The organism is Chlorogloeopsis sp. ULAP02, assembly GCF_038404745.2.
Taxonomy (GTDB): domain Bacteria; phylum Cyanobacteriota; class Cyanobacteriia; order Cyanobacteriales; family Nostocaceae; genus Chlorogloeopsis.
Genome location: NZ_JAYKTT020000081.1, coordinates 1 through 20,258 on the forward strand (window position 1 = coordinate 1; position 20,258 = coordinate 20,258).

General features: G+C 42.1%; 15 protein-coding genes and 1 pseudogene. 10 read left to right on the forward strand and 6 right to left on the reverse strand.

What is annotated here, in order from left to right:
• On the reverse strand, positions 1-753 hold a 753-nt coding region (rsgA, locus tag U2718_RS28905), incomplete at its 3' end, for a GTPase RsgA (RefSeq protein ID WP_411813384.1).
• A gap of 357 nt (positions 754-1,110) precedes the next feature.
• Between rsgA and U2718_RS28910 the strand changes: the two genes are divergently transcribed.
• Positions 1,111-1,647 carry a dual specificity protein phosphatase family protein gene (locus U2718_RS28910; protein WP_342000809.1) on the forward strand — a complete coding sequence of 179 codons (537 nt, stop codon included), beginning with the start codon at positions 1,111-1,113 and terminating at the stop codon, positions 1,645-1,647.
• A 283-nt stretch (positions 1,648-1,930) separates the two neighbouring features.
• Here U2718_RS28910 and U2718_RS28915 read toward each other — a convergent pair whose 3' ends face one another.
• Positions 1,931-5,719: an eIF2A-related protein gene (locus tag U2718_RS28915; RefSeq protein ID WP_342000811.1), complete on the reverse strand. Its 3,789-nt coding sequence runs from the start codon at positions 5,717-5,719 to the stop codon at positions 1,931-1,933.
• Positions 5,720-6,075: 356 nt separating this feature from the next.
• On the opposite strand from U2718_RS28915, the gene U2718_RS28920 reads away from it, so the two are divergent.
• From U2718_RS28920 to recA, 5 genes are all read left to right on the forward strand, one after another.
• Positions 6,076-6,297, forward strand: a complete 222-nt coding sequence (locus U2718_RS28920; protein WP_342000813.1) for an electron transporter — start codon at positions 6,076-6,078, stop codon at positions 6,295-6,297.
• A gap of 398 nt (positions 6,298-6,695) precedes the next feature.
• Positions 6,696-7,403: an NADH-quinone oxidoreductase subunit NuoB gene (gene nuoB, locus U2718_RS28925; protein WP_342001292.1), complete on the forward strand. Its 708-nt coding sequence runs from the start codon at positions 6,696-6,698 to the stop codon at positions 7,401-7,403.
• Between the two features lie 31 nt (positions 7,404-7,434).
• A complete protein-coding gene (locus U2718_RS28930; protein WP_342000815.1) occupies positions 7,435-8,736 on the forward strand; it encodes a hypothetical protein in 1,302 nt (433 codons plus the stop codon).
• A gap of 788 nt (positions 8,737-9,524) precedes the next feature.
• Positions 9,525-10,481: a 1-acyl-sn-glycerol-3-phosphate acyltransferase gene (locus tag U2718_RS28935; RefSeq protein WP_342000817.1), complete on the forward strand. Its 957-nt coding sequence runs from the start codon at positions 9,525-9,527 to the stop codon at positions 10,479-10,481.
• Between the two features lie 242 nt (positions 10,482-10,723).
• Positions 10,724-11,800, forward strand: a complete 1,077-nt coding sequence (recA, locus tag U2718_RS28940; protein ID WP_342000819.1) for a recombinase RecA — start codon at positions 10,724-10,726, stop codon at positions 11,798-11,800.
• 232 nt (positions 11,801-12,032) lie between these two features.
• Here the strand turns inward: recA and U2718_RS28945 are convergent, their stop codons facing one another.
• Positions 12,033-13,640: a serine/threonine-protein kinase gene (locus U2718_RS28945; protein ID WP_342000821.1), complete on the reverse strand. Its 1,608-nt coding sequence runs from the start codon at positions 13,638-13,640 to the stop codon at positions 12,033-12,035.
• Between the two features lie 305 nt (positions 13,641-13,945).
• On the opposite strand from U2718_RS28945, the gene U2718_RS28950 reads away from it, so the two are divergent.
• Positions 13,946-14,107, forward strand: coding sequence for a metallothionein (locus tag U2718_RS28950; protein WP_289791657.1), 162 nt, complete (start codon positions 13,946-13,948; stop codon positions 14,105-14,107).
• A 129-nt stretch (positions 14,108-14,236) separates the two neighbouring features.
• Here U2718_RS28950 and hemL read toward each other — a convergent pair whose 3' ends face one another.
• Positions 14,237-15,541, reverse strand: a complete 1,305-nt coding sequence (gene hemL, locus U2718_RS28955) for a glutamate-1-semialdehyde 2,1-aminomutase (RefSeq protein WP_342000823.1) — start codon at positions 15,539-15,541, stop codon at positions 14,237-14,239.
• Positions 15,542-15,649: 108 nt separating this feature from the next.
• Here hemL and U2718_RS28960 point away from each other — a divergent pair.
• Positions 15,650-15,789 (forward strand): annotated as a pseudogene (locus U2718_RS28960) (ChaB family protein).
• A 186-nt stretch (positions 15,790-15,975) separates the two neighbouring features.
• Positions 15,976-16,626: a bifunctional phosphoribosyl-AMP cyclohydrolase/phosphoribosyl-ATP diphosphatase HisIE gene (gene hisIE / locus U2718_RS28965; RefSeq protein WP_342000826.1), complete on the forward strand. Its 651-nt coding sequence runs from the start codon at positions 15,976-15,978 to the stop codon at positions 16,624-16,626.
• A 152-nt stretch (positions 16,627-16,778) separates the two neighbouring features.
• On the opposite strand, the gene U2718_RS28970 is transcribed toward hisIE, so the two are convergent.
• Complete coding sequence (locus U2718_RS28970) at positions 16,779-18,035, reverse strand: MFS transporter (RefSeq protein WP_342000827.1); 1,257 nt, start codon at positions 18,033-18,035, stop codon at positions 16,779-16,781.
• A 525-nt stretch (positions 18,036-18,560) separates the two neighbouring features.
• Between U2718_RS28970 and U2718_RS28975 the strand changes: the two genes are divergently transcribed.
• Positions 18,561-18,758, forward strand: coding sequence for a DUF2811 domain-containing protein (locus tag U2718_RS28975; RefSeq protein ID WP_289791652.1), 198 nt, complete (start codon positions 18,561-18,563; stop codon positions 18,756-18,758).
• Between the two features lie 588 nt (positions 18,759-19,346).
• Here the strand turns inward: U2718_RS28975 and U2718_RS28980 are convergent.
• On the reverse strand, positions 19,347-20,066 hold the full coding sequence (locus U2718_RS28980) for a response regulator transcription factor (protein ID WP_342000831.1): 720 nt from the start codon (positions 20,064-20,066) through the stop codon (positions 19,347-19,349).
• Positions 20,067-20,258 lie beyond the last annotated feature (192 nt).

Sequence of the window (20,258 nt, forward strand, 5' to 3'; positions counted from 1 at the left end):
GATAATTAAGCCGCCTGTCGGCAGTAATATCAATTCTCGATTTGTAGTCGTGTGTCTACCTTGATCGTCACCTCGACGCACTGGTTGCACAGCTTGCACTGATGCACCTTTGAGTTGATTGGTGATGGTAGATTTACCCACACCAGAAGATCCTAACAAAGCAACTGTTTGTCCTGGTTGGAGGTATGATTTCAAGGCATCCAGCCCTTGATGATTGGTGGCACTCAATACTAGAATTGGTACTCCCAGGGCAACGGCTTCAACTTCTGAGACACTCTCTTCTAAAGAGTTGCACAGGTCGGCTTTATTTAAAACTATGACTGGATTTGCGCCACTTTCCCAAGCCAGAATCAGATAGCGTTCAATTCTCCTGGGGTTAAAGTCGCCATCAAGTCCACAAACCAAGAACACGGTGTCAATGTTAGCTGCGACAATTTGTTCTTCGGTTTTACTACCAACGGTTTTTCGTGAGAACTTGCTTTTTCTCGGCAAAATTCCGTGAATGGTAGCGCGTCCTTCTGACTCTCGCGCCTGCACGATCGCCCAGTCTCCAACAGCGGGAAAGTCTTGTGGTTGAGTAGCTTGATGTCGCAGTTTACCTGTAACTTCTGCTGTTAGTTCGCCCTGCTCGCTATAAATGATGTAAGTATTTCTGTATTCAATCGCAACCCTACCAACGCTAAAACCTTGGTGGCGATAGGGTGCAAAACTGTGAGTAAAAAAGTCACTCCAGCCTAAAAAATCCAAATTCATTGATATGTCCTCGATGTGTGCTGCTTGCTATGAACAAGGCGCACAGAGGCGGACACTTTTGTAGATGAATTTCTCTAGTGTCTATAAATTCGAGTCTCATTCCTGTAAATAGAGGACTGAACGAAAATCTCTGCGCCTTGTTGTGGTTGAGTTTTTGAAGGGAACCCGGACGGCTAGCAATTCAATCATCATTCTTCCTCCCTGATGTAGTACAATAATAATCTACATTACTACATTATTTGATTTCGGCAAAACTGGCATTAAATACTATGATGGCTTGGTTAGTAAAGGTAATGCCCTCATCAATCAAGTTGAGTAAATAGCAAGAGAGCTTTTTTATTTACAAATTGTATTGCTATGTATAAATTTGCCGCTGCTGCGGAGAATGAGCTAATTGTGTTTGGTGCTGCAAAACCCGGATATTCCAGCACGGAGGTACACAATTGGATTGAGTTCATGAAGCGCTCTGGCATCAAGCGAGTTTGCTGTCTTCTAAGCGATCGCCAATTGTCTCGTTACTCGGATCTTCTAGGCACATATCAACAGGAATTCGGGATAAATCATGTTTGCTGGGCGCCGATTGAAGATTTCCATTTATGCGATCAAGAAACGCTCACCCAGAAAATACTTCCCTTTTTGGCAGCAGCAGATCAACAAGGCGAGAAAGTTGTTGTACACTGCTCAGGTGGCATCGGACGAACTGGACACGTGTTAGCTGCTTGGCTTGTTAGTGGTAGAGGATTGTCAAATAAAGCCGCGATCGCTGCCGTGAGAAGAACAGGCAGAAATCCCTATGAAGCAGCGATCGCTTCTGTATTCCGAGGGAGAAATCCGTTTCAAGCTGTAGGAGAACTCCATGCGCTTCTGAATGAGTGCCGTAATAGGGGCTGCTAGGAAGAAGGGTGTAGGGGTATAAGGGTTTAGGGGTGTAGCTAGCCAGTAGGGTGCGTTATGTTACGCGACAACACAACGGCAATAAAGCGGGAGGAACATCCACACCGCTTTTTGCCTCCCCTACAAAACTCCAGTAAGCATCAATCCTCAGCAGATTGCTTGCTGCTCCAAAAAAGTTGAAGTGCTGACTCATCAACTATGTAAGCTGACTCACTATCCCTAATTACCCGTTTGCCAAGCTGAGGAAAAAGCCTAAATAATAAGTCTTTCACCAAACACGATATTACCTCTGCTCAACCGCACCTAAAGCTAACAAAGTTGATTTCTGTGCCTCTGTCAAACCTCTAACACCGTAAATATTCATTCTCTCGTAAAGACGTTCTGCTCTCAATGTCTGAATGCACTCTTGCGTTTCTACATCCCATAATTTAATTACAGCATTGCCATCACCGCTAACTAGGATGTTACCTTCAGGACTAAAGTCAACAGACATCACCCAAGTATCATGTCCTGTTAAAGTAGCAATGCACGAGCCTGTCTTGACATCCCAAAGTTTAATAGTGCCGTCGCTGCTACAACTGGCTAAGATCCCCCCAACCCCCCTTTTGAAGGGGAGCCAGCGCCGTGGGCGGGTTTCCCGACTTGAGGCGACTGGCGTGGGCGAAGGGGGGATTGGACTAAAAGCGATCGCCCAAATCCATTCTTGATGCCCTTTAAGTATATGAATACACTCACTTGTGTTGACATCCCACAGTCTAATTGTGCGATCGGCACTACTAGCTGTGGCGAGGAGCGAACCATCTGGACTAAAGGCAACCCACCAAGTCCAACTATCGTGTCCTTCAAAGGTTTGGCAGCACTGTTGTGTCTCTAAGTCCCAAATTCTCACTGTTTTGTCAAAACTGCCTACTGCCAATTTTTTGCCATCTGGGCTAAAGGCTGTTGACATAGTGATGTGTTCTGGGAAAGTATGCAGAAGTTGACTTGTTGCGACATCCCACAATTTAACTGTATGGTCATAGCTAGTGCTTGCCAGAATACGACTATCTGGACTGAAAGTTACGCTTGTTACCATACCTGCGTGTCCATGCAAAACTTTCATACATTGACCATTTACCACATCCCACAGCCTGATTGTTTGGTCAGCACTACCACTTGCTAAAATACGTCCATTAGGGCTAAAGTTGACTGCAAAGATAAAATCTGTGTGACTGCCTAAGCTGCAACATTTACCATCTGGTGTCCATAACCTCACAACGCCGTCTTCACCACCACTAGCAAGTACCCATGCAAAATTTGCATGAGGAACAGGACTGAAAATAACTGAAGATAACCAGTTTTGCCTGCCTTTAAGTATTCGCACGCACTCTCCACTAGCTATATCCCATAGTCTCAGCGAAAAATCATCGCCACCAGTAGCCAGTAAAGTTCCTTGGGGATTAACAGTGTTGACATAAACTGCATTGGTATGTCCTTGCAAAGTTCTCACACATTCCCCTGTGGTTACATTCCACAGCCGCACCGTACTATCCAAGCTTGAACTAGCAAGAATATTGCCGTCACCGATAAAGCAAATTGTATACACTCCATTTGTGTGTCCTTTGAGGATGTCAACACATCTACCCTTGTCTACATCCCAAATTCTCACAGTACCGTCTAAGCTGCTACTGGCAAGTAAACCTTGAGTACTAAAAGCGATAGATCTAATCCAATCAGTATGCCCTTGTAATATTTTAATACAGCAGCCAGTCGTAATATCCCAAAGCTTAATTGTGTTGTCATCGCTGCCACTGGCTAAGATCCCCCCAACCCCCCTTATAAAAGGAATCGGACTCAAAGCTATAGCCCAAACTCCGCTGGTGTGTCCTTGCAAGACTTTGATGCATTCTCCCGTACTTGTATCCCAAATTCGGATTGTAGAATCTGTACTGCTGCTAATTAATTTGGCACCATTTTGGGTATATATTACAGTACGAACTCCATCGCTATGACCAAAAAGGGTTTTTAAGCACTGTCCAGTCTTGATATCCCAAATTTTAACGCTTCTGTCTTCTCCTCCAGTAGCAAGCATCCTACCATCTGGACTAAACACAACTCCCCAAACAATGCCCAAATGTCCTTGATAAGTCATTAACGGTTGGCTGCTAACAACATCCCATAAGCGAATATAACCATCGGTGTGGGTGGTTGCTATTGTTTTGCCATCGGGGCTAAATGCCGCATCCATTGCTGTTGAGAAGGTTTTGGCAAACACCGACTGAGAGATATTAGCATGGGCAAAGTTAACTTGGTTGAGAGCAGTATCCTGAAGATAGGCTTGGCGTATTGTCAAATAGGAAAAGTCATAGCCAGTTAAATCAATTTGGAGATAAGACAAGAGGTTAATAATATTACCTGCTGCATAGCCAGGTTCGGTAGAAAGTAAAGAGGTAGGAATTATTGGTTTATTTTCTTGTTTTTGACTCTCCTGCTGCCATATTTTGAAAGTCTGTTCTCTTAATTGATTGGCAATTTGAAGGAGTAGAGTAGCGATCGCTTGTTTGTTTCGTACTAAAAGCAGTAGTTGCTCTATGACTGGTTGCAGAATAAGTTTTGTTTGAGCAGCACTAATATAATCTTTAGCTGTTGCTTTCATTAAAGCATAGCTGTTGAACAAGCATTTCTCGTTTGTTCCCCACTGTTCAATCTCTGCACACACCTGTTGAATAAAATTGTCTATGACATACTCCATCACTACAGGTTGCAGGGTAAATTGTATAGGGGAGTGAGGAACTGAGATTTTTTCGATTAAACTTCGCCTTGCCAAAGATTCTAAAGCTTCCAGCAGGTTCATTGAAGGTACGGGCAAGACTAAATCGGCACGCAATTCTATTAGATTTACTGGTTCTCGATTGATTGCCAGCCAGTAAATTAAGTCTTTTTCCAGTGCTGAAAGCCGATTGAACTGCTGTGTCAACAGTTCGTAAATGCTACCAAAAACTTTGGTGTCTTGAGCGAGAAATTCTGCAACATCACCATTAAATAATTCTTGAATTGTAGTAGCTATGATTTTGAGAGCGAGGGGATTGCCTGCGTAATGTTGAATCAACTCTTGGCAACGAGAATCACAGCTGTAAAAGAAACTCTTAGTTCTCATCAATTCTTGGGCAGCAATAGTGCTCAAACCCGATAGTTGCAATGAATGGACTGGTAGTGTTTCTCCTTCTAAGGCTACGATTTCTTGGGGCTTTTCTCGACTCGTCAGTATAACGCAGCTTTGATGTGCCGTCTCTCCAATTTGCTGAAAAAGTTGTCCGTAATCTTCATATCCAGCTTGGTAATGCCCGGTGCGATCGCCACTTGCCAAAATCGATTCTGCATTGTCTAATACCACAAGCATGCGATGCGATCGCAAGTGTGCCATAAATTGAGAGATAAGTACGGGCGTAGGAACTTGTTTGGATATATCCCCTAAATTTTCTGATAAGTTAACAGGTTGTCCGTCGGCAAAAAACTGAAGTAAATTACTCAACAATTCTCTCAGTAGCGGACTATTGCGAAGACTCCGCCAAACTACAAACTCAAACTGCTCTTGAATATGTTGTGCTAACTTCACTGCCAAAGAAGTCTTGCCTATGCCACCCATCCCTAACAAAGCAATCAATCGGCAGCGATCGTTAACTACCCAATACTCTAATTTACTCAACTCCTCCATGCGTCCGAAAAAAATCGAGACATCAACAGCCTCACCCCAATCTACTTGATTCCCCGCGTCTGTGTGTCTCCGCGTCTTTGCGTCTTTTTGATTCCCCGCGTCTCCACTTCCCACTCTCACAAAATCGCTTTTCGTCAGTTCCAATCCAAAAGCTCTAAAGAAGTACTCAAGGGTTTGCTTATCAACTCCTTCTTCCCTTGCTAAAACTTTAGAGACTGTAAAGGGAGCAAGTTGAGTACGGTAGCTCAACTCTTCCAGAGTTAATTTAGCTCCGTCATTTTCTACAATCTCTGCTTGATGCCTAGCTGCTTGCAGCTTCTTCCATCCTTGGGGATTGAGAATAACACCACGTCTGCGTCTTTGCTTGTACACTTCCATTGGCTTACAAGGCGAACGCCAAGTTGATATTAATTTTATTGGTTTTAAGGCAAGGTATGAAGTTGCCCTAAATTTTATACAACTTAACCACTACTAATTTCGATTTTGTCTGGATTTCCAAAGATTTCAGACTTTTTAGTTACTTGTAGTTAACAAAACTTAACTTATAGCTTAACACCTTTATCTTTACTGGTGCAGAGCGAGGGGAAAGGACACACTGAAGGCATAAGAAGGCAGAAGGAAAGACGTGGCTCACACTCCTGCTCTCCCATGTCACCTTCCGTCTCCTCTGCTGTACGAAGTTCATGACGGCTACTTAGCAATTTATTTCATAACTTAAAGGAGAACTAAGTATTATGTTTGCAGTTATTGTTGTTTTGATGCGCAGGTATCTAGGTCAAACAAAGTTTAATCAATTGCGTGGTAAATTAATAGCTTTACACGCTCAAATCATTACTCGTTTTTGCGATCGCTTCAATATTGATCGCACTACTCGCCAACATCTCATCCGTTTAGCTCACAACAACGGCAAGCGGCTAGGCTTACTTAACATAAGCGAAATATCCAACTTAAGTTAGCGCCTTAAAACCTTTATCTTTACTGGCACGTCTCAAAAAAGTGTCAAAAACTAGAGCTATCAGAAGAGGAGTGGGAGAGGAACAGATGAGGGAGATAGGGAAGATGAGGAGGATGGGGAAGAATTTACTCCGATCACTTCCTCACCTCCCTCAACTCCTTGTCCCCATGTCCTAATTCCCTTCTGCCTACCTACGCTCTTGCGCGCAGCGACTTGATGCAAGTAGCCGTACCTACCCTACCCTGCGGGAACCCCTTTCGGGGAACGGGAACAGCTTCGCTGAACGGAAACCGCTAGCTAACGCAACGCCTGACGGCGAACGCGTCTACCGCGTCTACTGCCCTCTGCCGTCTGCCTTCTATTTACAACTAAATTGAAAATTTTTTGGAGACTCAAATGATGACTGACACAATCATCAATCCTACCGAGCGTCCGCAAGTAACGCAACAATTATCTGAAAACATTATTTTAACTACTGTAGATGACCTCTACAACTGGGCGAAAATGTCCAGTTTGTATCCTTTGATGTTTGGCACAGCTTGCTGTTTTATTGAGTTTATGTCTGCTTATGCTTCTCGCTTCGACATGGAGCGATTTGGGATGATTCCCCGTACTACTCCCAGGCAAGCAGATTTAATTATTACCGCAGGTACTGTGACGATGAAATATGCTCCTACTTTGGTGCGAATTTACGAGCAAATGGCAGAACCTAAGTATGTCATGGCAATGGGAGCTTGCACAATTACGGGTGGGTTGTTTAGTGTTGATTCTCCCACGGCTGTTCGTGGTGTGGATAAGTTAATACCTGTTGATGTCTACATACCGGGATGTCCGCCTAGACCAGAGGCAGTGATTGATGGAATAATTAAGTTGCGTAAGAAAATTGCTAATGAAAGCATCCAAGAGCGGCAGGTAAGTCAACAAACTCACCGTTACCACAGTATTTATCATCAAATGAAGGTAGTACCTCCAATTAACGATCGGCAATATTTGAAAAGTCCGCAAAGAGAGGCTCCACCTAAGGAGTTAATAGAAGCAACGGGATTGCCAGTACCTTTGTTACAACAAGAAACTGTTACCGAAGTCGGAACAAACAGCGGATTGTAAAGTCACAAGCCCTAAAATCTAAAACCACCAGATGAAGACTTTTTGTGGAGTTGCCATCATCCTTGGTGCGATCGCTATTGTGGGAGCTAATCCTTTGTTGGCGAAAGTTGAAACGTTCTCAAAACAGCGATCGCAAGTTCCGACAAAACCTACAGAACAAGTTCCAGGTTTGCGATTGCCTGCTCCCAGTGGTAGTTATTCAGTAGGCACAACCGCTTACTATCTTGTTGATTCGTCTCGCGAAGAAACCTATAGTGCAGAGATTTACAATTTACAGACACAAAAGCTGGCTACAACTCCACGAGCAACGGATCGCCGCGAGTTGATCGTCTATGTTTGGTATCCTGCTAAAAGTGAACCAGGAGCTAAAACAATTCCTTATATCGATGAAGGCTTTGCTCTTGCGACTGCTGAAGGTATGGGAGCGAATTTTGGTGTGTCGCCAGAGCAATTCGTGAAGTTAGTCACTCAAACTATTCAAACAAATACTGCCCCAAAAGCAGAGCTTGCTAATACATTAAAACGATATCCGGTTGTAATTTTCTCACCTGGTTTTGGAGCAACGCCTAAGTTATACACAACACAGCTTGAGCAGCTTGCAAGTTATGGTTATGTCGTTGTTGCAATCAATCCCACCTATGAAGTACCAGTCTTGTTTCCAGATGGGCAGGTAATTACTCAATCTTCCGTGTTTGATTTTTCATCTGCTAATAAGCAAACCGAACAACGAACCTTTAATCAGGCAGTTGCAATCAGGGCAAAGGATATTGTCTTTGTGCTGAATGAGTTAAACCGCCTCAATGTCAAAGATCCGCAAAGACTTTTTACAGAACGATTAGATTTAAGTCGAGTCGGTATTTTTGGACATTCTTTGGGTGGAGATACGGCAATTGAGGCGATGTGGCGCGATCGCCGCTTAAAAGCAGGCATCAACATCGACGGAGGGAGTTATGGTAAGCTTCTGAGCAGTGGCAACAAGGACAGTTTGAATCGTCCTTTTCTAGGGATATCTCATGATGGCGCGGATGATGCGTTGCGATTGTTTTATCAACGCCAAAAAAACAACGCTTACAAATTGACTGTAAAGGGTAGCAAACACACTACATTTACGGATTTTGGGCTAATTCTGCCAGCATTTTTAGCGCATTCAACAACTCAAGCACAATCGCGAATTCAGCAAGCGATCGGTTCAATTGAACCTCAACGAGCAGCCAAAATTGTTAGTGCCTACACATTAGCATTCTTTGACCAATATCTGAAGAATAAGAGTAAATCTTTGCTGAGAAGGGCTTCACCTGAATATCCGGAAGTACTGATTGAATCTCGCAAGTAGCAACGGCATAAGAAGTTGATAGCTAATATCTTCCACCCGTCCAATTTTACACCAATAAATTTATTTCTTGGCTCATACTCCAAGACCGCTTTAGTAGACTCATGTTGCTAACCAATGGTTTTAGTCCTCTTGAGAGGACTTTTGCTATTAGCCATAGGTTTCTAAACCTATGGCGATTTTCTTATTTTTAATAAACCGCAAAGACGTAGAGAGCGCAAAGAAAAGAGTAAAGGAAAAATGAAAGAGATATCATGATAAATCACATAATGGTGCATGCAGCGACTTGGTGCAAGTAGACGCTTTGCGTTTACTGCCTCCTGCCTCCTGCCCTCTGCCTTATTTTCAAGACAGAGACAAATTGCTTGTTTATAAAGATTTTTCATGATTTGGTGATAATTTATTTACACTTTTTTTGCTAAGTTTGGTAAAATCGCTGAAAGCAAAAGTTCAATTATGCTCCTCACACCACACCGCCGCTCTCTTGTGTGCTAAAGGCAAGGGAGCTTTTTTAATAAAAATGATAAGCAATGCAAATACCTGCTTAACATCAGTTAGATTGTGACATTTAGTTAACTGTCTACTGTTAATTTATATATTCTCCATATAGGGGTTTAAGGTCTTTTGTTCCCTTTTAGATATATTGCTGTCATGTTTGCCTTGTGTAGATGAGTTACTTCAGACATTAAATCAACTGCCCACATTAAGTTACTACCTGGGCAAGCTTCAAATTACATTTAAAACAACTACTATATTCAATCATTGGCTTTGTGAAGTTGCCAATCAAGCCTATGTCGAAAAGTCCGCTAATACCCCAACCACAGCAAAGTGATACACAAGCTTCACTCTTGCCACCAGTGACGGAAGAAACAATCAACAGGGCAATAGACGGTGTTGTCTATGCACGCGATCGCCATGCCAACGAGATGATCCGTCAAGCACTATTGTTACAAGAAGCAGTTATTGAGGGTGGATCAGAACGCAAAATTAGCGGTGAAGTTCGACGCAGAGTACTGCGAAGTTTAATTCACACCTTATTTCAAGTTAATTTAGAGTTTCCAGAACGAATTCCCACAACTCCAACCTTAGTTGTAGCTAATCACCTTAACCACATCGATCCATTTCTTCTGCTGTCGGAGCTACCAGCGCATCCTTACTATCACATCTTAGGTGACGCTCGCACACTTTATAACCAATGGTGGAAACGTCAATTTCTTAGACTCGCAAAAGGTGTCATACCTATAGAACGTATCTGGAAAGAAGAAATAGCCGTCATTGAAGCTGCAAAGGCAGGACGAGACGATTTGGCTGAATTAGCAACAAATATTGAAAAATATGTTCCTCAAGGTAACTCTATAGAAACTTTACGACGTGTAGATCGCATTGCCCAAAATATTTTTGCTCGTGGTGAGGGAATTATTTTGTTTCCTGAGGGAAGACTTGGCAATATTGAAGGGCAGTTATCTGTTCCCCTCAAACGTGGTGCTGCAATTTACGCTTTGCGGTCTGGAGTACCGATTTTACCTATAGCACTGATTGGGACTCAAGACTTGTATTTTCGTAAAAAATTAACAGTACGTATTGGCAAACCATTAATCTTTCCCCAATCTAACCGTCCAAAAGCACAAGAATCACAAAAAGCCACTGATGAATTAGAAGCAGCACTAATCGAACTTTTGCCAAAAGACTACAGAGAACCAGAAGAACCAAAGTTTTTACATCACTTTCTCAATCATATGTTTTGGTGACTCTTAAGTAAGTGTGAAATCTTATTTCCGGCTTCCCCAACTCCAAGAGCCTGAAGAGATTCAGTAGAGTATAATCCAAGGGATATCAACCCCTCCAGACAAGCATCATGTCTGATAGCAATGTTGGCAAGCCCGCGCTAAACTATGTAGCGGTTAGCGGCAATAAAATGTCAAAATAGTATATCTGTTCTATTAAAACTTCCCACGCAAAACTCCCTAAATCCGTATAGATAGAGGTAGGAATGGCTGTTAATACTGAAAATGCTGGCAAGCAAAAAGCGCTTAACATGGTACTAAACCAAATAGAGCGTACTTTTGGCAAAGGAACAATCATGCGCTTGGGTGATGCCACCCGGATGCGAGTAGAAACCATTCCCAGTGGGGCATTGACTCTCGATCTGGCATTAGGCGGTGGTTTGCCCAAAGGACGGGTGATTGAAATTTATGGGCCGGAAAGTTCCGGTAAGACAACACTCGCGCTACATGCAGTCGCAGAAGTGCAAAAAAACGGTGGCATTGCTGCTTACGTAGATGCAGAACACGCCTTAGATCCTACCTATGCTGGAGCTTTGGGTGTTGATATCGAAAATTTACTAGTTTCCCAACCAGATACTGGAGAAGCAGCTTTAGAAATTGTCGATCAGCTTGTTCGCTCTGCTGCGGTTGACATTGTAGTTATTGACTCAGTGGCAGCACTAGTCCCCCGTGCGGAAATTGAAGGCGAAATGGGCGATGCTCACGTTGGTCTTCAGGCAAGATTAATGAGTCAAGCTCTACGTAAAATTACTGGTAATATTGGTAAATCTGGTTGCACAGTTATTTTTCTCAACCAGTTACGGCAAAAAATTGGTGTCACTTATGGCAACCCAGAAACAACTACTGGTGGTAACGCCTTAAAATATTACGCTTCTGTACGTTTGGATATTCGCCGGATTCAAACTTTGAAAAAAGGCTCGGAGGAATTTGGTAACCGCGTCAAAGTCAAAGTCGCTAAAAATAAAGTCGCACCACCTTTTAGAATTGCAGAATTTGACATTATTTTTGGTAAGGGTATCTCTACCTTAGGTTGTCTTGTCGATCTGGCAGAGGAAACAGGCATACTTACACGAAAGGGAGCTTGGTATAGCTATAACGGTGATAATATTTCTCAAGGTCGAGATAACGCGATTAAATATTTAGAAGAAAAAACAGAATTTGCTGAACAAATTAAGCAACTAGTACGGGAAAAACTAGAAATGGGAGCTGTTGTTTCTGCTAATTCTGTCAGAAAGACAAGCGAAGACGAAGAAGACATTGAAGATTATTCTGAAGAAGAATAATACTTTATTGTTTTGTTAGTTTTGAATACAAAGAGGCAGTGCCGTGCGGGTATCTATTCCCGCACGAGTATTTAGTTTTTTTTATGAATTAATAATTTAAAGCTCTGCCTTTTTTGTTGTGGAGGTACAAGTCAGGCGTTATAAAACTAGTTTCACCGCCAGGTGTGACAAACCCTACCCCTCTTGTTAGCAAAAAGAGGGGTGCCTTCAAGGCAGGGATATCTAAGGAGGACTATAACAAGCCTCGTTTGCCATTTGGGCGTACTGTCATCCAATTTATCTTTGCCAGTGCTAGTTGTTCTTCAGAAAGTTTTGCACCAGTCAGATTAGCTCCACACAAATTAGCTCCTCGAAGGTTAGCATTCTGGAGATAAGCATAGCTAAGATCTGCACCTCGTAGATCTGCTCCTTCTAAATCGGCATTACCAAGAAAAGCTTTGCTTAAATTTGCATCCTTGAGATTAGCTCGATTGAGACTAGCTTGCCCAAAATCACTACTGTGGAGATTAGTTCCTTGGAGATTGGCTCTTTCCAATTGAGAAGAATGGAAATTTATTTCTGATAAATTCGCACCTTGCAAATTAATTAGACTTAGATTGTGAAGGGCAAAATCCCGTCTACCTTTCAGATATGCTGTTAGTAGACTTTGGTTATCTAACTGTCGCATGACTTTAGACTTTTGCTGTTGGGAATCATTGCACTTGCTAGCCAAAGTTGACGTTTTTGTCGTTACAACTCGTTGCTGCGTCTTCCCCATATGCACAATACCAGTTCCTTCCGTTGCTTTGGCTCGTCTAGCACGGATTGCTGCTGCTATCTGCGCCACACTTAAACCAGAAACATTAGCACAAGAGTTGCCAGAATCTTCTGGATATTGATTTATTTGGTCTTTCGCATCTCCGGAAGATTGAACCATCATACTTTTTGATAAACTCTCCAGGTATGGTTCGAGATCTAGTGCTCTAAGTACTTCTTCGGATGTTTTATAGCGATTACGTACTGATATCTCCAGCATTTTCCGCAGTACTTCTACGAGATGATCGCTTACTTGCACATGCGATTCCCAAATCAGCTCGCCTGTTGTGGGATTGTATTCCAAATCTTTAGGAGATTTACCTGTTAGTAAATAAATACACGTTACTCCTAAAGCATAAATATCACTAGCATAGACTGGACGCATTGCCATTTGCTCTGGGGGTGCAAACCCAGGTGTTCCAATTGCATATGCAGTTAATGCCGTTTGTTCTGATTGATTGACTGTTGCTTGGGTAACTTGATTTTTAACAGCTCCAAAGTCTATGAGAACTAATCTGCTATCTTGAGCGCGGCGAATGATGTTGGCTGGCTTAATATCACGATGGATCACCTTATGCTCGTGTATATATTGCAGTAATGGCAGGATTTCACTTAAGAATTGCTTAACTCCAGCTTCACTAAGAATTCCAGTTTGTTTGACTTCTTGCTGTAAAGTGGGGCCACTGATGTATTCCTGAACTAAATAAAATTGTTGATGTTCTTCAAAGTAATCTAGCAATCTCGGTACTTGGGGGTGATTGCCAATCTTGCCCAAAGTTACGGCTTCTCGCTCAAACAGTTCGCGTGCCATTTGCAAAACGTGGGGTGTGGTTCCCGACGGACGTAATTGCTTAATCACACAACTCGGTTCGCCTGGTAAGGCTTCATCAAGGGCAAGAAAGGTTGCCCCAAAACCACCTTGCCCTAAAGCTTTCTGTACCCGATAGCGATCGCGCAACAGTAGTTGTGAGCCACAAGACTGACACCTATCGCTATAAGCTAGATTTTCTGGATTCGGACAGTTAGGATTTAAGCAGTAGCTCATGCGCTGTCAACTCGCTGCACGAAAAATTACGGGTAGCTCTACACCCTGATCCAATTATTGAAATCAAAAGTTACTTTCACCAGGTAATTTTCGCTGGAAATGCTTTGAAGAGTTGCTAAAGTTAGGCTCGTGTTGCGTAAAGCAATCGTAAACTCACGTAATTTCCCGTATTTTTCTCGAAACCAAAGACGATGGCGATACCAAGTAGATACTAAATTTCTAGGTAATTTTAAATTTTATTAATTAGATATATGAATAGTTGTTCAAGTGTTGTAGGTTAATGGCAGGAAGAAAAGGAGAAAATTATGACAACCGTCACCCAAATGAAATGCGCCTGTGAATCTTGCTTGTGTATTGTTTCTCTAGAAGATGCAATTCAAAAAGAGGGTAAATATTATTGCTCTGAAGCTTGTGCTGAAGGTCATAAAACAATGAAAGGTTGTGGTCACGGTGGTTGTGGTTGTTAGGCAATTTCCATGTTTGCCCTGATAAATTTTCAACCCCGTCCATTACAGGAGCGGGGTTGCTATTTATACAGATTAACTAGGAAATTTCTTAGTAATTTCCTAGATCGCCCAAAGTTAAAAATGTGATGATTACACTACCAAGTTAGACATTACATCCCTTGCTGCTTCTAGAGTTTGCTCAATATCTTCCTCGGTATGAGCTAAAGAGGTAAATCCAGCTTCAAACTGCGACGGTGCCAGGTAAATGCCACGTTCTAGCATTCCACGATGGAAGCGAGCAAACTTGCCCAAATCCGATTTTTTAGCATCTTCATAGTTATGGATAGGGCCAGATGCAAAGAACAAACCAAACATAGCGCTAATTTGACCACCACAAGCAGCATGACCTGTTTGTTGAGCAATTTGCAACAAACCATCTGCTAACTTTTTAGTAACTTGATCTAGGTACTCGTAGGTACCCGATTTTTGCAGCAATTCTAGCGTTTTAATTCCCGCAGTCATGGCCAAAGGATTACCAGAAAGAGTTCCTGCTTGATACATGGGGCCAGCAGGAGCAACCATAGACATAATATCCCGACGACCACCATAAGCTCCTACAGGCAAACCGCCACCGATAATCTTACCTAAGGTTGTCAGATCGGGAGTCACACCAAATTTTTCCTGAGCACCGCCGTAGGCAATACGAAAGCCTGTCATCACCTCGTCAAATACTAGCAACGCTCCATGTTCGTGGGTAAGTTCTCGTAACCCTTCTAAAAAGCCTGCGTCGGGAGGAATAAAACCAGCATTACCTACAACAGGCTCAAGAATAACTCCAGCGATTTGGTCGCGGTTCTCTTCAAATAAAGCTTTCACAGCTTCCAAATCGTTGAAAGGCGCAGTCAGGGTATTACTAGTTACTGATTTAGGTACTCCAGGAGAATCAGGCAAACCAAGGGTAGCAACACCGGAGCCTGCCTTTACTAAGAACATATCAGCGTGACCGTGATAACAACCCTCAAACTTAATCACTTTGTCACGACCAGTAAAGGCTCTGATCAGCCTTAGCACTGCCATACAAGCTTCGGTGCCTGAATTCACAAATCTTACCATTTCGATGCTAGGTACAGCATCAATGACCATTTCAGCTAAGACATTTTCCAGTAGGCAAGGTGCGCCAAAGCTGGTGCCTTTCTCCAAAGCTTCATGCAGTGCCGTAATGACTTCGGGATGAGCATGACCACAAATAGCTGGGCCCCAAGTTCCTACATAGTCAATATACTGATTGCCATCTACATCCCAAATGTATGCGCCTTTGACGTGGTCGAAAACAATCGGTTGTCCCCCCACAGATTTGAAGGCGCGAACTGGGGAACTTACCCCTCCTGGCATTAGGTTTTGAGCAGCGGCGAAGATTTCTTGTGATTTGGTAGTTTTAATCGTTGTATTTACCAAGGTTCTCTCCTAAAAGAGTGGGAAGTAAAAAGCTATATCCTAAGATAGGAGTCAAGTCTTCTCAGAACTTCTATCGTATAAAATTACCTGAACCAAGAAAATAACAATATGTTATACAAGTCAATCAAGACTTGCTTGCTGAAATTCGCAGTGGCTTATCCGATACTTACCAAGATGTTTATCGGGCTGCCTATGACTCCGCAATTGATTGGTATGGTGAAGAGGCAAAAGCTCATAAGGTAGCTTAGAGTGCTATGAAGATGCAGGCTGTCATACATAAGAGTTCTGATGTTTAAGTCTGAATTTTAAATAACGTTAAATTAGATTATAAATTTAGGAAATTACTTATTAGTTCAAAATTATGTGCCGACTGGCATAGATAGAATGGTATCGTGAACCCATGAATCATTCTCGCTATTTTGAAAGCAGCTGGTATGTTTTTTTCTGCAAATAATTCACAAAACCACGCTATCCCTGTTGATAAAATTCGTTACGATGAACGCGGTCTTGTTCCGGCAATTGTCCAAGACTATCTGGATGGCGCTGTTTTGATGATGGCGTGGATGAATCGGGAATCATTACAAAAGACTTTGGAAACAGGAGAAACTTGGTTTTGGAGTCGTTCTCGTCAAGAATTTTGGCACAAAGGTGCTACTTCTGGTCATATTCAAAAAGTGCGAAGTCTTCGTTATGACTGTGACAGTGACGCACTGCTAATCGGAGTTGAGCAGGTGGGAGATATCGCTTGCCATACTGGTGAGCGCAGTTGTTTTCATCAGGTAGACGGAAAAATTGCTCCACCACCTGGTGATACCTTATCGCAATTGTTTGAAATCATTTGCGATCGCCGTGATCGCCCGAATGAGAATTCATATACCTGTAAATTATTTGCAGGTGGTGATAACAAAATTTTGAAAAAGATTGGCGAAGAGAGCGCGGAAGTGGTAATGGCATTTAAAGATGACGACGCAGATGCGATCGCCTCTGAGGTCGCTGATTTGCTGTATCATACTCTCGTTGCTCTTGCCCATCATCAAGTTGATTTAAAATCAGTGTACCGAAAATTGCAAGAGCGTCGTCGTTAAAAACAAAAGCAAGTTTTATATCTGGTGACTCAAAGCTGTGACTATGCAAACGTCTAAGTTAGGTCTGCGCTCACAGATAAATAGTTAATTAGGAGTCAGGGGTGGAGATAGCTTCAAGATAGTCTACCACCCCCTCCCCTTGCTCACGAAAGTTACTGAGTACTAATCAAAATCCGATTTAGATACAACAAAATAGCTAGGACGATGAAAACACTTAAAGCTAACCCTAGCCAGAAGTAATTTACTAATAATTGTGATTGATCTAATGCCCAACCTCCAAGCAAAGGGCCAATAAAATAACCAATTGCCCAGCACAGGGAATTGATGGAGAAATAAACCCCTCGCCTTGATGGAGGTGCTAAATAGGTGACTAGAGAATAAGCTGAAGGTGTATAGCAGATCACGGCAGTTGCTAATACTCCTAATGCCAAAGTCGCCCAATATAGATGCCCAGTAGTACACAAACCTGTAAACCAGATACAGCTAAATCCGATCGCCCACAAAATAGCTGAAGTTGCAAGTGCTTGGGGGTAAAAAAAGCGCTTGACAAAACTAACAGCTGGTAACTGTCCGAAAATAGCAACTATCAAGTGCCAAGCGAAAAGGGTACTGATAGTACTTGCTGTAAATCCTGTTGCAGAAAATCCAACTAGCACAAAATTTTTGAGGTAGAGAGGAAGGGTTGTGTGCAATTGAGAAATATAAATTGTGAAAATAATATTGACTGCAATATAAGTGAGAAATCGGCGATCGCGTAATGCCCAGATCCAAACCTTAATCTGCGCAGATAATTCTCGTTGTGTTGGTTGTGGTTGATAAGTTTCTGCGATCGCTACGTAAACTACCGCAAAAAATACAATGAATGAAACAGCATCAATGATAAATAGAGTGCGAAAATTTCCAGTTGTACTGACTAAAAATCCCCCGCAGATAATTCCCATCCCCAATCCTAAGTTGTCTGCTAGTCGGGTAAGGGCGAAAGATTCATGACTATTTTCAGGAGGTGTTAGATCGGCAACAACTGCTTCAGTTGCAGGCCAGTATAAACCAACCCCTAAGCCACTAATCAACTGACCGATAATCAGAATAAAAAAATTGTGGGTTGCAGCCAGAACGAAACAAGCCAATGCTGAAATTGCCGTTGCCAGTAATAAAGTATTGCGGCGTCCTATTTGGGGAGAATCAGCTAAAGAACCGCTTAAAATCCGTCCTACTACCCCTGAAATTGAGGCACAACCTAAAGCAAAACCAACTGAAGTTGCTGATAAACCAATTTGATTGACAAAAAAGATGGGAGCATAAAACAGTGTCAAACCAGTGCCAATAGTTGAGAGGAACCGACCAAACATCAAGATCCAAACTTGGCGATGGATAAGGGAAAACCATGAAAATATTTGGGATTTAGACACAAATTTCCTTGGCAAGGAGAAAGTTCTTCCTTGTCTTTCCCATCTCCGCCACTCCCCTAACACTTATTTTGTAATTTTTATCATTTTGTAATTCTTATCATTTCCTGAAATTTTCCTCACTGATTCCACAGAGTTTCCACAAGCACTTTTGCTGTTTTCCACAGCCACTCGCTGATGTCATAAGCTCTTGCTGTATTACTGGGGATTTTGTGTTTACAGCAATTAAGGGTTGACAAAACTGAGTTTTAGTTAAGTTATGTTACAAAAACATGACTAAAAAGCTTATAATTCCGTAAATGTATATTCTTTATAAACTATGTCTTAACATTTCGCAGCATTGACAAAACCACCCCCTTTTGACGCACAATAAGGCGGCTTGCCTTTATAGTCTGCACTTGTATGCGTGTAATAACCCCACTTTTTGCCACAGCAGATTGATGAGAAGACAAAATCATTGTGTCTTCCCTTGAGGCTTTGACTGCAAGCAAAAATCCCTATTAATAGCCTGTAAAGGAGAAAAATCTCATGAACGCAACAGTAAGCATCTTTACAGAGATTCCTGAAACACTGCACGAATCGCTCAAAATTTATTTAGAAAAGCATCCTGATTGGGATCAAAACCGAGTTTTGACAGCAGCACTGTCGTTGTTTTTACTGCAAAATGGAGATAGCGATCGCCGTGCTGCTCGCGTATATTTGGAAACATTATTTCATCATTGTTAAGCCTAAATACGCTGCCCCGATTCATGCCTAATTGCTCACCCATGAAACACTGTAGTTGTAGGTGCTTCCAGAGCACGGAGCTATTTTGTTTAATGCCCCATTAAGGGTACGGCATGGTAAACCGTACCCCATAACCAGATTTCCAAAACTAACAAGAACTATTGGAGTCAAAAATCAAAAATAGAAGCAAACTTGAGAATATAATCAACTTTCTAGCCAATTTTTAATATTTTAGTTGCTAATGTCAAGAGATAGTTTTGTTTGTAAAAGTCCTATCTAATATAAAAGCTAACTATAGAAGTCTTTTGACAGTTACTAAGTGTTTTTGATAGAGCCTATAAATTTAAGCTCAAGGTATCTCTAGCGAAAACAGTAAGAAATTTGGATTTAAGCGGCGACTATTGCCGCTTGCGGTTTATTTTGACTACATCTCAATAATGGAGGGTTGATAAAGTTATATCCAAAAAATGGCTGTCCACAGGATGAAAAACTATCCCAAAAAAATCGTAATTGTTCACATTTCATCCTCTGTCTGCAGACTTAATTGCCATATATTTGGTTTTCTATTGAGATTTCAATGAGCGACTACTACGACTTGTCTGAGTGTTGGGAGGGAGCAGTCGGACACTCAAACTTATAACCAACTCCACGAACGGTTTGAATTAATGCTGGCTGACTGGCATCAATTTCTATCTTTTTACGAATTTGACCGATGTGTACATCTACAACTCGTTGGTCACCGACATATTCATAATCCCACACTTCTTGGATCAGTTCTGCTCTACGCCACACTCTACCTGGATGGCTAGCTAAAAAATGCAACAAGTCGAATTCCAAAGCCGTTAAGGGTACAGGTTGACTGTTGAGAGTTACTTCTCGCCTTACAGGATCAATCATCAGCTTTTCAAAGACAAGGCGTTTTTGTTCTGCTGTGGTTACAATCCGTTGACGCCGTAAAATAGCTGCTACCCTAACTTCTAGTTCTCCCAAACCAAAAGGCTTGGTGAGATAATCATCAGCACCTTTAGAGAAGCCGCGAATCTTGTCAGCTTCGTCTGCACGACTAGTCAGCATGAGAACAAAAACACCATTACGGCTTTGCATCTCTTGACAGAGGTTAAACCCAATTACGTCTGGTAAATTGACATCTAAAATCACCAAATCTGGATTAAACTGCTCAAACAGAGCTAAGGCTGTCTTTCCATCTTCGGCAGCCTCCACCTGATAGTTCTGCTTGATCAAAAAGCGTTGGATTAAATTCCGAACCGCAGGGTCGTCATCAACTACAAGAATCTTGGCAGGAGCCATGACCATCACTTTGCACAAAAATTTATAGGATTAACGTACAGGTTGCGTCAAAAACGCAGTTTCCATTTGACAGGAAATCAAAATTTACAAGGTTGAGTTAAAAATTCCCTGATTATCTAAAATACTAGTTTAATCTGGAATTTCAGCAACTAAAGCGCGATTAATTTATATAATGCCACTTTAATCAGTTTA